This is a genomic window from Streptomyces sp. DT190 (assembly GCF_049846985.1).
Taxonomy (GTDB): domain Bacteria; phylum Actinomycetota; class Actinomycetes; order Streptomycetales; family Streptomycetaceae; genus Streptomyces.
On sequence record NZ_JBNCNM010000001.1, the window covers coordinates 15255 to 29671 of the forward strand.

The window sequence follows — 14417 nt, forward strand, 5'->3', positions numbered from 1 at the left end:
TCCGCGTGCCGTGGACGGTACGGGCCGTGTGCCGCCCACCGGGACACGGCCCGCACGCGTCGCCGGTTCGCCCCGTGCGCCCGGGGTAGGAACCAGTCGTTTCCCCACCGACGGGCCGGAAGGAACGCGATGCTGCCGGGAACGTCCACCAGCGCGACGGCGCTCGACTCCGCCGGCCGGGACCGGACCCGTGTCCTGCTGCTGTTCAGCCTCTCCGGCCGGCTGCGCCCCCGGGACACCGGACTCGGCGCCCTCGTCGACCGCTACGACTACGGCCGCTTCGCCCCCCACCTGACGACCAGCCAGGACGTGCTCCCGCTCCCGGTCCTCGACGAGCTGGTGGCGCCCGGGCGGCTGCGGCTGCCGCACGGCGACCACGGCCTCGGCCTCGCGTCCGTGCGGATCCTCGTCGTGACCACCCCGCGCGGCGACGCCACCCTGGTCCTGGACTGCGACTTCGCCGGCGAGACCCCGGCCGGGGCCCTCGCCGTCTGGCTGGCCGGCACCTGCTTCGACCGCGAGCGCATCGAACTCGACGACCGCCCGCTGCTGCACACCCTCGCCGCCCGGCTCGGCGGCCGCCCCCCGGCCCTCGGCCAGAACGTGCACCAACTCGTCTTCCCCGGCGGCCGGTTGCAGCAGGAGCTGCTCGGCGCCGACGTGGCCCGCAAGGCCGTCCTGCTCAACGAGATCGTCTACCGCGGCAGGATGCCGTGGAACCCCGCCGCGCCCCACGACCAGAGCTTCGCACCGCACCTGCGCAACCACGGGCTCACCCTGTCCGCCCTCGGCCGGGGCGTCTCCGTCCAGGCCGGCTGGGCCCCGCACGTCGAGAACGGCCTGGCCCTCGTGGCGATCGGCATGATCTCCGCCCTGGCCGTGCTCCAGCGCACCCGCCTCGCGGCCTTCGCCCTGATGAAGGTCAACGAGCAGAGCCCGGCCGACTCGCCCACCGGGATCCGCTCCCTGATCTCCCGCCTGTCCGCGGGCGTCAACGAACTCCAGCTGGACCTCGCCTTCGGCGTCGAGGCCTACGTCGACAGCCTGCTGATCCCCGAGACGATCACCGAGGCGTTCCAGTCCTCCCTGGGTGACGCGCTCGGCATCCGCGACAGCCTGGAGAACTCGGCCCGCATGGTCGAGCGCCTCACCTCGGTGATCAGCGCCCGCTCGGCCGCCCTGGACGCCGCACTCGCCGAGCGCGACGACCGCCGCGACCGCACGGTCTCCGGCCTGGTCGCCACCGCCACGCTGATCGCCCTGCCGCCGACGCTGCTGCTGGCCTTCTTCGGCGTCAACGGCACCGACGTGGACGAGCACCGCTCCATCCTCGACCTGCGCGCCTACGGGACGGCCTACGCACTGGCCTGGCTGCCCTTCGTCGTCCTCGTCCTGACCGGCTGGATCCTGCTCAGACGGGTCCGCGCCGGCTCCGGCGCGCTGCCGCCCGCCCCCGACGACGAGTTCCCGTCCGTCCCGAACCCGCGCACGCCCTCCCGGAGCCCCCGGCCATGACGCACCATCCCGCCGTCTCCGCCCACCGGGGCGGCTGTGAACGCGCCGGCGCCGCCACCTGGGAGGCGTACCGGGACGCGCTGGAGTCCGGCGCGGAGTACGTCGAGTTCGACGTCCGCCGCACGGGCGACGGTGTCCTCGTCGTCCACCACGACCCCCGGGTCGGCGCCACCGGGCCGCCGCTGTCCGCGCTCACCCACGCGGAGCTGAGCGAGCGGGCCGGCTACGAGGTGCCCGTGGTGGACGAGGTCATGGCGCTGATCGCCGGGAAGCTGGTGGCCCACCTGGACCTGAAGGAGGTGGGCTACGAGCGGGAGGTGATCGACCGGGCGGTGGCCCTGCTGGGCGAGGACGGGCTCGTCGTGACGACGCTGGAGGACCGTTCCGTCGCCGCCGTCACCCGCTCCCACCCCGGCGTCCGCACGGCGCTGTCCCTGGGCCGGGACCGCGGGGAACTGGCCCTGGCCCGGCTGCCGGGGACCCGCCTGAGCGAGCTGTTCCCGGCCCGCAGGATCCGGGCCTGCGGTGCCCACGGCGTCGCCGTGCACCAGCGGCTGGCCAGGGCGAACGTGCTGCGCGAGGCGACCCGGCGCGGTCTGTTCACCATGGTGTGGACCGTCAACGACGACACCCTCATGCGTGCGTTCCTCGCCCACCCGCGCGTCGACGTGCTCGTCACCGACCGGCCCCGGCGTGCCGTCGCGCTGCGCGACCCGATCACCCCCACGCGGCATTGACAACAGCGCACTCAAGTTTTGTGCTGGAGAGTGTGCCGGGTGCCCTGGCGGAAGGGGACAGCGATGGGACGTGCGGTCGGGATCGACCTCGGAACCACGAACTCGGTGGTCGCCGTGCTGGAGGGCGGTGAGCCCACGGTGATCGCCAACGCGGAGGGCGCCAGGACCACGCCCTCGGTCGTGGCGTTCGCCAAGAACGGCGAGGTGCTGGTCGGCGAGGTCGCCAAGCGGCAGGCCGTGACGAACGTGGAGCGCACCGCCCGCTCGGTGAAGCGGTACATGGGCGACACCGCCTGGCGCTTCCCGGAGCACGGCGACATCGACGGCACCCGCTACCGCGCGCAGGAACTGTCGGCGCGGGTGCTGCAGAAACTGAAGCGGGACGCGGAGTCCTACCTCGGCGAGGACGTCACCGACGCGGTGATCACCGTCCCCGCCTACTTCGACGACTCCCAGCGGCAGGCCACCAAGGAGGCCGGGGAGATCGCCGGCCTGAAGGTGCTGCGCATCATCAACGAGCCGACGGCCGCGGCCCTCGCCTACGGCCTGGACAAGGAGAACGACCAGACGGTCCTGGTCTTCGACCTCGGCGGCGGCACCTTCGACGTGTCACTGCTGGAGATGGGCGAGGGCGTCATCGAGGTGAAGGCCACCAACGGCGACACGCACCTCGGCGGCGACGACTGGGACCAGCGGATCGTCGAGTACCTGGTCAAGCGCTTCAAGGGGCAGCACGGCGTCGACCTGGCCCGGGACAAGATGGCCGTGCAGCGGCTGCGCGAGGGCGCGGAGAAGGCGAAGATGGAGCTGTCCAGCTCCACCGAGACGACGATCAACCTGCCCTACATCACGGCCTCCGCCGAGGGGCCGCTGCATCTGGACGAGAAGCTCACCCGGGCCCAGTTCCAGGAGCTCACCGCGGACCTCCTCGACCGCTGCAAGGCCCCGTTCCACCAGGCGGTCCGGGACGCGGGCGTGCAGCTCTCGGCGATCGACCACGTCATCCTCGTCGGCGGCTCGACCCGCATGCCCGCCGTGACCGGCCTCGTCAAGGAGCTCACCGGCAAGGACCCGCACAAGGGCGTCAACCCCGACGAGGTCGTGGCCCTGGGCGCCGCGCTCCAGGCGGGGGTGCTGCGCGGCGACGTCAAGGACGTGCTGCTGCTCGACGTGACCCCGCTGTCCCTGGGCATCGAGACCAAGGGCGGCATCATGACGAAGCTCATCGAGCGCAACACCACGATCCCCACCCGGCGTTCGGAGATCTTCACCACCGCAGCGGACAACCAGCCCTCGGTCGGCATCCAGGTCTACCAGGGCGAACGCGAGATCGCCGCCTACAACAAGAAGCTCGGCGTCTTCGACCTCACCGGCCTGCCGCCCGCCCCGCGCGGCGTCCCGCAGATCGAGGTCGCCTTCGACATCGACGCCAACGGCATCATGCACGTCTCCGCCAAGGACATGGCCACCGGCCGCGAACAGAAGATGACCGTCACCGGCGGCTCGGCCCTGCCCAAGGACGACATCGACCGCATGATGCGCGAGGCCGAGCAGTACGCCGAGGAGGACCGCAAACGCCGCGAGGCCGCCGAGACCCGCAACCAGGCCGAGCAACTCGTCTACCAGACCGAGAAGTTCCTGCGCGACAACGCCGACAAGGTGCCCTCCGACACCGTCTCCGAGGTCGAGTCGGCCGTCGGCGAGCTCAAGACCCTGCTCGACCAGCAGGCCGACACCGCCGCCCTGCGCACCGGCGTCGAGAAACTCGCCGCGGTCAGCCAGCAGATGGGCCAGGCGATGTACGCCCGGGCCCAGACCGCAACCGAGCAGCCACACCCACCCCAGGACGGCACCACCGGCACCGCACCGCAGGACGAGGAGGGCGTGGTCGACGCGGAGATCGTGGACGACGACAAGGACCGGCGGGACACCGGGGGCGGCGCCGCCTAGGGCCCGCCCCCGGCGGGCGGCAGGGTCGCGCACACCGCGTCCAGGACCGTGGCGTACGGCGTGCCGAAGTCCGTGAGGCGGGAGCGGAGCAGCTCCAGGCCGTCGTGGTGGTCGGCCAGGAGCTGGGTGTCGCCGGTGCGGGCCGCGCACTCCAGGACCGCCGGCAGGAAGTCCGGCGGTTCCTCGCCGGTCGTCTCCAGGCCGTGGGCACGGTACAGCTCCTCGGAGGGCGTCGGGGCCGCCTCGCGCCACGCGCTGAGGTAGAGGCTGTGGTCCGGCTCCGCCTCGAAGACCTCGACGTAGTGCGCCGCCAGCTCGCGCGGCGGGGTGAGCGCCGCGTGGTCGGCGAACTCCCGCAGCGGCGGGGCGGCTTCGCGCACCAGCGGCAGCCGGGTGCGGAAGTCGTCGTCGGGGAACATCAGGCACAGCGCGGCCGCCTGGTACAGCACCTCGAATCCGGGCATCGGACCTCCTTCGGGTGCGCTCCCTCGGCTGCCCCGTGGTGCCGACGCTAGGGGCGGGCCAGGAACCACACCTGTCGGCGGGGCCCGTACGGGTCAGTACCCGTGCCATGACGTCAGCGGGTCGGGCAGCCCGCCTCAGTAGCGGTCCCGGTACTCCCGCAGCAGTTCCTCCGTGCGCTGGGCGGAGCCCGCCCGGGCCGTCATGTGGTCCAGGACCTCCAGATGCGCCGAGACCTCCTTGCGCGAGTCGAGGTACAGCGCGCCGGTCAGGTACTCGGTGAACACCATGTCCGGCAGTTCCGGCTCGGCGAAGCGGAACAGGGAGAACGGCGCGTACGTGCCCGGGTGCGGGCCGTCCCTGAACTCGGCGACCTGCAGCGTGACGCGGTCGCGGGCCGCGTACTCCAGCAGCTTGTCCAGTTGCTCGCGCATCACCCGGCCGTCGATGCTCACGGGGCGCCGCAGCGCCGTCTCGTCCATGATCACCCACAGGTGCGGCGGGTCGGCGCGCTCCAGCAGCCGCTGCCGCTCCATCCGCAGCGACACATGCCGCTCGACCGCCTCGGGACCGGCGTTCGCGATGGTGCCGGACTCCAGCACGGCCCGCGCGTACCCCTCGGTCTGCAGCAGCCCGGGCACGAAGTGCGGCTCGTAGGACCGGATGATCCGGGCGGCGCCCTCCAGGCTCACGTACAGGCTGAACCACTCGGGCAGCACGTCGTGGAACCGCTGCCACCAGCCGGGCCGGTTCGCCTCCTCGGCGAGTTCGACGAACGCGGTCACCTCGTCGTCGGCCACCCCGTACGCCGTCAGCAGGATCTGCACGTAGGGGATCTTCAGCGCGACGTCGGCGGTCTCCATCCGCCGGACGGTCGCCGGGGCGACGCGCAGCACGCGCGCGGCCTCGTCACGGCTGAGGCCCGCCGCCTCGCGCAGCTCCTGCAGCCGCTTGCCCAGCACCACCTGACCCACGGTGGGTGCGGCCCGCCGTTCGCTCACGCCACGCCTCCCCAACGTGCCCAAGTTCGCGATCAGTGTGGCATGCCCGGCGGCCCGCTTCACAGGCCCGGCGGCGTGGAGATCGCGGACCGGGGGAGCGCGGCGGCATTACCCCACGGGTAATCGACCGTGCGCCGCCCGCACGGGATCGTGAAGCCACCGGGTTCCGGGCCGGCGCACTCCGGCCCGGGACCCGCCCCATCGACCTACGGAGGATGACGCCCCATGTCCGCGACCCAGCTCGCCGCGCTCGCCCGGACCTCCGACCCCCAGACCATGCTGCGCCGCTTCCTGGCCCTGGACGCCGCCGTGACCGGAACCAACGCGCTCGCCTACCTCGCCCTGTCCGGCCCGCTGGGGCGGTTCCTCGGGGCCGACCCGAACCTGCTGCTGGCGCTGGGCGCCTTCCTCGCCCTCTACGCGGCCGGCGTGGGCCTGCTCGCCGCCCGGCGCCGGCCGCCCGCGCTCGGCGTGCGGGCGGTCGTCGAGGCCAACCTGGCCTGGACGGCGCTGAGCCTCGTGGCGCCGGTCCTGTGGCTCTCCCCGACCACGGCGGGCGCGGTGTGGACGGTCCTCCAGGCGCTGACCGTGGCCGGTTTCGCCGCGCTCCAGTACACCGCGCTCAGAGCCCGTCAGCGTCAGGACAGCGCCGTCTGAAGGTACTTCGCCGTCGCCGGGTCCGCCGGGAGCAGCGTCTCCACGGCCAGCTCGGCGACGGTCACGTCCATCGGCGTGTTGAACGTGGAGATCGAGGAGATGAACGACAGCGTCCGCCCCTCGTGCGCGATCCGCAGCGGCAGCGCGAAGTACGGCACCGGCTCGGCGGGCTCCCCGGCCGGATCCTCGTCCGGCACCGGATACGCCGCCACCTCCTCGTACAGCGCCCGCAGCTGCTCGGAGCGGCGCAGCGCGATCTGCCGTTCCATCTGCTCCAGCAGGTGTCCGCGCCAGGCCCGCAGATTCCGGATCCGCGGTGCGAGGCCCTCCGGGTGCAGCGCCAGCCGCATGGCGTTCAGCGGCGGCTCCAGCAGGGCCGGCCCGACGCCGTCGACCAGCGCCATGATCCCCCGGTTGGCCGCCACCACGTCGTACCGCGCGTCCACCACCAGCGCCGGGTACGGCTCGTAACCGCCGATCAGCCGTTCGATGCCCTCGCGCAGCGCCCCCAGCGCCGGGTCGTCCAGCGGCGTCTCCGGATAGCGCGGGGCGTAACCGGCCGCCAGCAGCAGCGCGTTGCGCTCCCGGACGGGGACGTCCAGGTGCTCGGCCAGCCGCAGCACCATCTCCTCGCTCGGCCGGGACCGGCCCGTCTCGACGAAGCTGATGTGGCGGGCCGAGGAGTCCGCGCGCAGGGCCAGCTCCAGCTGGCTGACCCGCCGCTGCTCGCGCCAGGCCCGCAGCAGGGGACCCACGCCCTGCTCCGCGGTGGACGGGTGAGTGGTCATGCCGGGACCGTAACCGAGAACCGCCCCACCGGACAGGGCTCACCGCTGCGACCAGGGTCCCGGACGCCGTGCTGTGGCAGGCTGAGAGGCGACCGGGACACCCGCAGCGAGGGAAGGAGCACAGCGCATGCCCGTCGAACCGCTGTCGCAGCAGGAGATCGAGGACCGGCTGGCCGAACTGCCGGGCTGGTCGCTCGACGGGGACCGCCTCACCCGCTCCTACCGGCTCGGCTCGCACTTCGCCGCGACGGCGATGGTCGTGCACATCGCGCAGGTCCAGGAGGAACTGGACCACCACTCCGACCTCACGCTCGGTTACCACAGCGTCTCCCTGTCCGTGCACACGCACAGCGCGGGCGGCGCCGTCACCGAGAAGGACTTCGAGCTCGCCCGCAAGGTGGAGGACCTGGCCCCCGGACACGGGGCACACTGACCGGGTGCTCGACTACGACAAGGAAGCGGAGCGGTACGACGCCTCCCGCGGCGGCGAGCCCCGGGCCGCCGCCGCCGCGGACGCGGTGCTCGCTCTCGTACCGCCCCGGACGCGCGACCTGCTCGACGTCGCCTGCGGCACCGGCATCGTCACCCGGCGGCTCGCCGCCGCGCGCCCCGGCCTGCGGGTGACGGGCGCCGACCTGACCCCCGCGATGGCCCGCCAGGCCGCCGCCCGGCTGCCCGGCGCCATCGTCCGCGCCGACGGCCGCCGACTGCCCTTCCGCGACGGGCAGTTCGACGCCGTCTGCACGGTGTGGCTGCTGCACCTGGCCGCCGGGCCCGCCGACGTGCGGGCCGTCGTCGGCGAGTGCGCCCGGGTGCTGCGTCCCGGCGGGGTGTACGTCACGACGGTCGACAAGGCCGCCTCGCACAACGTGGGCAGTGACATCGATGTCGTCCTGTCCTCCCGGCCGCCCAGCCCGGTCTGGGACGCGGCGGCCGACGTCGAGGCGCACGCCGCCGCCCACGGTCTGGTCCCGGCCGGGCAGGCCCGGTTCACCGGGCACGGCCAGGGCCGCAGCCCCCGGCGCACGATCGCCGACCTGCGCCGGGGCTGGTTCGTCACCCTGCCGCCCGGCGAGCCCCTCGCGGAGGAGTACGCCGAGCGGCTGGCGCGCCTGCCCGACCAGGACCGGCCCCGCCCCGACCCGGTGTTCAGCCTGCGGGCGTTCTGCAAACCCGGCTAGCCCCGACCGAGCCCGGTCCGTCGAAGAGCCGCCGGGACGCGCCTCCGGCCGGCAGGTGCGGCATGTCGATGCCGGCGGCTCCGCCGAACTCCCGCCACGCACTGTCCGGGTCGAGGAAGTCGGTGCACCGGCGGTGGCGCACCGCCCGGTCACCGTGCGGGACGTCGAAGTGCGTCGGGTCGCGGTCCGGGCGGCCCGGGACCGGCCGGCCCGCCGCGGCGCCCCGGAAGTGCCCGGCGCGACCCGGATCCGGGCCGCGCCCCCGAAGGCCCCTCAGGCCACCGTGCAGCTCTGGTCACCCAGCCTGAACGCGGTCGGTCTCGTGTTCGTCCCGGACGCGTTCGCCGTGAAGCCGAAGCTCACCGACGCACCCGCCGCCACCGTGCCGTTCCAGCCGACGTTGCGCGCCGTCACCGCCGTGCCCGACTGCGCCGCCTCGGCGTTCCACGCCTGGGTCAGCTTCTGGCCGTCGGCGAAGGACCAGCCGAGCGACCAGCCGTTCCAGGCGCCGGTACCGGTGTTGGTGAGCTGCACCTCCGCCTGGAAGCCGCCCGACCACTGGCCCGTCACCTTGTACGTCACCTTGCAGGCGCCGGCCGGCTCGGGGCCGGGCCCCGGATCCGTGGTGCCGCCGTCGGAGCTGTCCCCGTAGACGACGCCGCGGCCGTTCGTCGAGACGTAGACCCGGCCGTAGACCCGCGGGTCGCCGGTGATCGCCGCGCCGGTCCAGCCCCACTGGTGGGCGTCGTCGTTGACGCGGGTCCAGCTCGCGCCCTTGTCGGTGGAGCGGAAGATGCCGCGCACCCCGCCGATCTTCGCGCTGGTGTAGAGCGTCTGGTAGGAGGCACCGGGCGCCGCCTTGCCGAAGCCGACGGTGTCGGCCTGCTCGACGTTCGGCAGCTTCGTGAAGCTCGTGCCGCCGTCCGTGGAGTGCCACAGGCCGTACGCGCCGTCCGGGGCGCCGCCCGCCAGCCAGATGTCGCCCTTCCCGCCGGGCAGTGCCTTGAAGCGGACGCTGTCACCGCCGGGCAGGCCCGTCGCCGGTGACGCCTCGAACGTCGCCCCGCCGTCCCTGCTGACGTAGAACTTCCCGGACTTGAAGCCGTAGAAGGTCCTGGCGTCGACCCGGTCCGACTCGACGATCGCACCGGCGGGGATCCCGGCCGACGCCTGCCACGACGTGCCGAACCCGGTCGTGACGTGCACACCGGTGCCCTCGGGGCTCCACACGAACCGGCTGCCGTCCGCGGCCGCCGCGACCGTGCCGCCGCCGCTCACGCCCGACGGGTCACTCCCGCCGAACCAGTTGGCGCCGTTGTCCGTCGAGAACGCGATGTGCGGGCCCGAGTCCAGCTGGCCCACGCGGACGACGGTGTCCGGCTTCGACTCAGCGAAGTCCAGGCTCGTCGTCGTCGTGAAGTTCGGCTGCGTGAACATCATCGGCGGGACCTTCGTCAGGTCCGTGTGCCGGAAGCCGCCGACGTCACCGAGCGCGCTCAGCAGTGGTGCCCCGGACGGGGGAGAGGCGAGGTCGTTGACCGCGGTCTCCTCCAGGCCCCGCACCATCGGTGTGACGGTGAACTTGCCGCCGCTGTCCCAGTTCCCGAGGTTCTCGGTGCCGTAGATCGTCGCGCCCGTCCCGTACATCATGCGGTTCGAGTCGAACGGGTCGATCTCCAGCGCCTCGGTCATCCAGCCCAGCTTCGGCGTCTGCTCGGGTGGCTGCGGGTTCGCGCCCCAGGTCAGCCACGGCGCGGACGACACGTCCATGGTGTAGCGGTTCTCGCGGTTCGGGTACGAGGTGTAGTCCCAGGCCTTGGTCCAGGTCGCGCCGCTGTCCGTGGAGCGGAAGATCTGCGTGTCCGGCCACCAGGCGCTGTACGCGGTCGCCATCACCGTGCCCGGCTTCTGCCGGTCCACGGTCAGCCCGCTGAAGCCGTAGAACGTGTCGGCCTCCGCCACGGGGCTGATGTCCGTCCAGGTGCCCGTCGCGGTCGCGTAGCGCCACAACCGGCCCTTGCCGCCGTCGTACGGGCCGCCCTTGTCGCTGTACGCGAGATACAGGTGGCCGTTCCTCGCGTCGAGCACGCCCTTGTGGGCGAGGTGGCCGGTGGGCTGGCCGGCCAGCCGCTGCCAGGTCGCGCCCGCGTCGGTCGACCGGTACACGGCGTTGTCCTTGTCGGCGACCCCGACGTAGACGGTCTTCGTGGCGTTGCCGGCCGTGCCCGTAAACTCGTCGAAGGTGACCCAGACGATGCCCTGGTTGTCGGACGCGTAGCCGGAGGTGTCGCTCGGATCCTGCACGTAAGTGCCGGCGTTCGGGAAGTTCGCCACCTGCGACCAGGTCACCCCCGAGTCCGTCGACCGCCACAGGCCCTTGCCGCTGGGCGCGCCCAGGTACAGCACGCTGTTGCGGTTCGGGTCGACGGCCAGCCGCTCGCCCATGCCCCGCCCCGGCATGTTGCCGCCCAGCTTGAACGGCAGGACCGTCTTCTGCCAGCTCGCCCCCCGGTTCGAGGAGCGCATGACCGCGCCGTTCTTCGGGTCCCAGCCGTTGGTGTAGGTCCCGACCGCCGCGTACACCCGGTCCGGGTCGACGGAGTCGGACGCGATGCTGACCACGCCCGTGTGCCCCCAGTCGTCCCAGCCGACCGAGTCCAGCAGCGGCGTCCACGTCTTCGACGACTCCTGCCAGCGGTAGGCGCCGCCGATGTCGGTGCGGGCGTAGGCGAGGTTCCTCTCGGAGCGGTTGAAGACGATCCCGGGGACGAAACCGCCCCCGTCGATCCGGGCGTTCTTCCAGGTGTAGGTGTCGGCGGTGATCCGCGGCGACGGCGGGTCGGCTGCCAGGGCGCCGGGGGCGCCCGACAGCAGCCCGGCCGCCAGCGCCAGCACGGCCGTGAGGATGCGGGTTCTTCGCACGGTGGGGCTCCTTCCGGTGAGGGAGAACGTGCGAGGGCCGGGCGGCTCCCAGTGCGGGTGGGAACCGCCCGGCCGGCCGGCCCCGTCGTCAGGTGACGGGACCACGAACGCGGAGCCTCGGACGCAACCGCTCACCCGCGGAGCGCCCGGCGGGGGCTATTCGAGAAGCTCCGCGTACGAGCCCATGGCCAGGGCGATGTCCGCCTGGGCCCAGAACCGGTGGTACGTGAAGGACGGCACGGCCCCGCCCGCGAGATAGCTCTCGATCTTCGACCACGCGGGGTCGTCCTCGTAGAAGGACCGGATCGAGTCGAACGTCGACGACGAGTTGATCGCGTCGCCGTTCGGCATCGTCCCCGTCCAGCCGCTCGGGACGTGCACCGGGTCGTCGAACCGGTTGTAGTCGGCCCGGTTCTCCGGGACGGCGATGCCCAGGGCGTCCTGGTGGTTGTCCCACATCCCGTCCAGCAGCTTCTTCGCGGCCGCCGCGGCCTCGGTGTCACCCGAGCGGTCGGCGTAGTACGTCAGCGTCTTGGCGTACGCGGCCGCCACCCCGACGTCGTTGGTGTAGTCCACCACGCTGACGTGCAGCCCGCTGTTGGAGCCGGGACTCGACGCGTTCCAGGTGTCGGGCTGGCCCGACCACTGCAGCGTCGACGGGATGCGGAAGGTTCCGTCCGGGTTGAACGTGGTCTTGGACAGCGCCCAGTTGACCCACTTGTCGAGGACCGTCTTGGCCTGCGCGTTGCCCGTCTGCTGGTAGAGCTCGGCGACCCGTTCCATGGACCACGCCTGGAAGCCGAACCACTGGTTGGACGGCGGGTCGTGGTACACCGGCTTCTCGTCGTAGTACATGCCGTAGAACGTCGACTTGCCCGAGGGCGGGGTCGCGTACCGGCCCGCCCAGCTGTTGGTCGCGCCGCCCGCGATGGCGCCCTCCTCCGACTGCAGCCAGCGGTAGAACTCCAGCTGCCGGTCCATGGACTTGGCCCAGTCCGCCGCGCCCGTCGCCGACTTCGGCTTCAGCGGGGCGTGGTTGGCGAGCGCGTACGCGGCCAGCGGGTTCTGGTAGCCGCCGTGGGCGTGGCTGGAGCCGATGCGCCAGGCCCAGCCCGCGCTGGTGTCGGTGGCGCCGCCCCAGGCGTAGTACCAGGACATCAGGTACATCGAGGCGTCCTTGCCGGTGCCCGCCGGGCAGGTCGAAGGCCCGACGCAGTTGCCGATCTTCTTGAAGTACTTGTCGAACATGGAGTAGCGCAGGTAGTCGCCCATCTTGGCCGCCTTGGCGACCGTCGCGGAGACCTGCCCGCCCTTGCCCTGCTCCTTCGCCCACAGGTCCGCCCAGTAGGCGGCCTGCACGGCCCGGGCGTCGGCGTCGGGCGCGTTGGTGAACTTCCACTGCTTGGCGTACGAGGCGTCACCCGTGAACAGGTCCAGGAAGCCGTTCTTGCCGCCGTACTTGAAGGCGTCGCAGGTCGGCTGCGGCACCGTCTCCCACACCGACTCCTGCGCGCCGCGCTGGAAGGTGTTGATGTACGACGGGCCGGTGTCCGACGGGCCCGCCTCGCACTTGCCGGGCGCGTTGCCGAAGCCGTAGACGTTGTCCACGTCCTGCAGCCAGTGCATGCCGTAGACGTCGTCCGTGCCGTACGCGCTCTTCAGCTCGGCCGCGATCGGGTCCGGGCCGACCGGGACACCGCTGTCGAGCCTGGCCGGGTACTCGTTCGGCGTGTCCAGCTCGGGCGCGTACGTCGCCGGCTTGGAGGCGTTGTAGAAGGAGTTGGTCGGCTGGTCGGCCTTGGTGGGGATCATGTACTTCTCCATGAGCTCCCACGCGCCGTTGAACTTCGACCAGTCGCCGGTCACCTTGCCGTACATGGCCTGGAGCCACAGCAGGTAGCTGTACGCCTCCGAAGTGGTCTCATGGCCGTGGTCCGGCGCCTCGACGATCAGCGTCTCGACCGAGTGGTACGGGATGCCCTCGGGGGAGAAGTAGCCGTTCGCCGGGTTGGTGATCTTCCCGTACAGCTCCAGGAAGCGCGCCTCGTACGCCTTGGTCGCGCCCAGCTGCGTCACGGTGACCGCGGCCTTGGCGTGACCCGCCGCCGTCGACTCGAACACGGCCGACCCGGAACCGGAGTTCGCGGCGGTGACCGTCACCTTCTGCGCGGTGTTCCAGTTCTGCGGCGTGAAGGTGAGCGAGGCGCCGGACGAGATCGACAGGTTCGTGTTGCCGCTCGCGCGGGCCGAGGTCACCGTCACATTGGAGGCCGGCTGCTTGGACAGCTTCACCTCGTACGTGCCCGACGAGCCGGACTGCACGCCCAGTTGGAGCGGGGATGCGACCACGGCCGGACCGGAGGCGACGGTGATGCCCACCGGCGTGGAATTGGCCGAGGCGCCAAGGCTGTCGTACGCCTTCGCCACCAGGGAATGACTGCCCGCGGTCAAGCTGGAGACCGAGAGCGCGTACGGCGCGCTGGTGTCCGTGCCGAGCAGCGTGGTGTCGTCGTAGAACTCGACCTTGCTGATGGTGGCGTTGTCCGCGGCGGCGGCCGTGGCGGCCAGCGGGACGGCCTCGCCCTGGGTGTAGACGGCGCCGGCCGCCGGGCTGGTCAGCACGGTGATCGGCGGCTGGTGCGCGCCGGTGCACGGGGTGCCGTTGACCGAGAAGGACGTCGGCGCGGTGTTGGTGCCGCTGTAGCCGAACTGGGCTCCGGTGGAGACGGCCGCGCCCGCCGCGACCCGGGCGTTGTGCGCGGCGTTCTTCACGGTGATGTTCTGCCCGGACTGCGACCAGGTGCCGTTCCAGCCGTTACCCAGCTTCTGGTTGCCGGAGTAGGCGTAGGTCAGCGTCCAGCCGTCGATGACGTCCGTGCCGCGGTTGGTGAGGGTCAGGTCCACCGTGAAACCGGAACCCCAGTCGTTGGTCTTGTAGTCGACGCTGCACTGGAGCGGCGCCGCCTGGGCGGGAGTGGACCCCGAGGAGAGCATCGTCAGCGGAAGCGCGAGAGCTGCGAGGGCGGCGGTCCACAGGCGGCGTACGCCTCTGCGTCCGACGGGTGGGGGATGCATGGTGCTGGTTCCTCCTTGCGGCTCGGAGAAGTCAAGGCTTGAACCAGTGGGAGCGCTCCCATAGTGAAGACACGTCAGGTACTGGTCAAGATGTTCGAAGAGTCGAAAAGATTCGACACGGCCCGCTCC

General features: G+C 72.2%; 11 protein-coding genes. 6 read left to right on the forward strand and 5 right to left on the reverse strand.

Features of this window, described 5'->3' with window-relative positions:
* Positions 1–129: 129 nt before the first annotated feature.
* From ACPXCS_RS00080 to dnaK, 3 genes are all read left to right on the forward strand, one after another.
* Positions 130–1515: a hypothetical protein gene (locus ACPXCS_RS00080; RefSeq protein WP_425945786.1), complete on the forward strand. Its 1386-nt coding sequence runs from the start codon at positions 130–132 to the stop codon at positions 1513–1515.
* Entirely contained in the window at positions 1512–2252 is a 741-nt protein-coding gene (locus tag ACPXCS_RS00085) for a glycerophosphodiester phosphodiesterase family protein (protein ID WP_425945787.1), read from the forward strand. Before ACPXCS_RS00080 ends, ACPXCS_RS00085 begins: the two co-directional genes overlap by 4 nt.
* A 63-nt stretch (positions 2253–2315) precedes the next feature.
* On the forward strand, positions 2316–4202 hold the full coding sequence (dnaK, locus tag ACPXCS_RS00090; protein WP_425945788.1) for a molecular chaperone DnaK: 1887 nt from the start codon (positions 2316–2318) through the stop codon (positions 4200–4202).
* Here dnaK and ACPXCS_RS00095 read toward each other — a convergent pair.
* Together ACPXCS_RS00095 and ACPXCS_RS00100 are read right to left on the reverse strand one after the other, a co-directional pair.
* On the reverse strand, positions 4199–4666 hold the full coding sequence (locus tag ACPXCS_RS00095) for a nitrate reductase molybdenum cofactor assembly chaperone (protein ID WP_425945789.1): 468 nt from the start codon (positions 4664–4666) through the stop codon (positions 4199–4201). The two genes, dnaK and ACPXCS_RS00095, sit on opposite strands and share 4 nt — an antisense overlap.
* Positions 4667–4801: 135 nt before the next feature.
* Positions 4802–5665, reverse strand: a complete 864-nt coding sequence (locus ACPXCS_RS00100) for a helix-turn-helix domain-containing protein (RefSeq protein ID WP_425945790.1) — start codon at positions 5663–5665, stop codon at positions 4802–4804.
* 225 nt (positions 5666–5890) lie between these two features.
* Here ACPXCS_RS00100 and ACPXCS_RS00105 point away from each other — a divergent pair, with 225 nt between their 5' ends.
* A complete protein-coding gene (locus ACPXCS_RS00105; protein ID WP_425945791.1) occupies positions 5891–6322 on the forward strand; it encodes a hypothetical protein in 432 nt (143 codons plus the stop codon).
* Here ACPXCS_RS00105 and ACPXCS_RS00110 read toward each other — a convergent pair.
* Complete coding sequence (locus ACPXCS_RS00110; RefSeq protein ID WP_425945792.1) at positions 6304–7110, reverse strand: helix-turn-helix domain-containing protein; 807 nt, start codon at positions 7108–7110, stop codon at positions 6304–6306. The two genes, ACPXCS_RS00105 and ACPXCS_RS00110, sit on opposite strands and share 19 nt — an antisense overlap.
* 127 nt (positions 7111–7237) lie before the next feature.
* On the opposite strand from ACPXCS_RS00110, the gene ACPXCS_RS00115 reads away from it, so the two are divergent.
* Both ACPXCS_RS00115 and ACPXCS_RS00120 read left to right on the forward strand, forming a co-directional pair.
* Positions 7238–7543, forward strand: a complete 306-nt coding sequence (locus ACPXCS_RS00115) for a 4a-hydroxytetrahydrobiopterin dehydratase (RefSeq protein WP_425945793.1) — start codon at positions 7238–7240, stop codon at positions 7541–7543.
* Positions 7544–7547: 4 nt separating this feature from the next.
* On the forward strand, positions 7548–8291 hold the full coding sequence (locus ACPXCS_RS00120; RefSeq protein ID WP_425945794.1) for a class I SAM-dependent methyltransferase: 744 nt from the start codon (positions 7548–7550) through the stop codon (positions 8289–8291).
* A 273-nt stretch (positions 8292–8564) separates the two neighbouring features.
* Here ACPXCS_RS00120 and ACPXCS_RS00125 read toward each other — a convergent pair whose 3' ends face one another.
* Both ACPXCS_RS00125 and ACPXCS_RS00130 read right to left on the reverse strand, forming a co-directional pair.
* Positions 8565–11213, reverse strand: a complete 2649-nt coding sequence (locus ACPXCS_RS00125; protein ID WP_425945795.1) for a cellulose binding domain-containing protein — start codon at positions 11211–11213, stop codon at positions 8565–8567.
* A gap of 156 nt (positions 11214–11369) precedes the next feature.
* Positions 11370–14288 (reverse strand): glycoside hydrolase family 48 protein, encoded by a 2919-nt coding sequence (locus ACPXCS_RS00130; RefSeq protein ID WP_425945796.1) that lies wholly within the window; start codon positions 14286–14288, stop codon positions 11370–11372.
* Between the last annotated feature and the right edge of the window lie 129 nt (positions 14289–14417).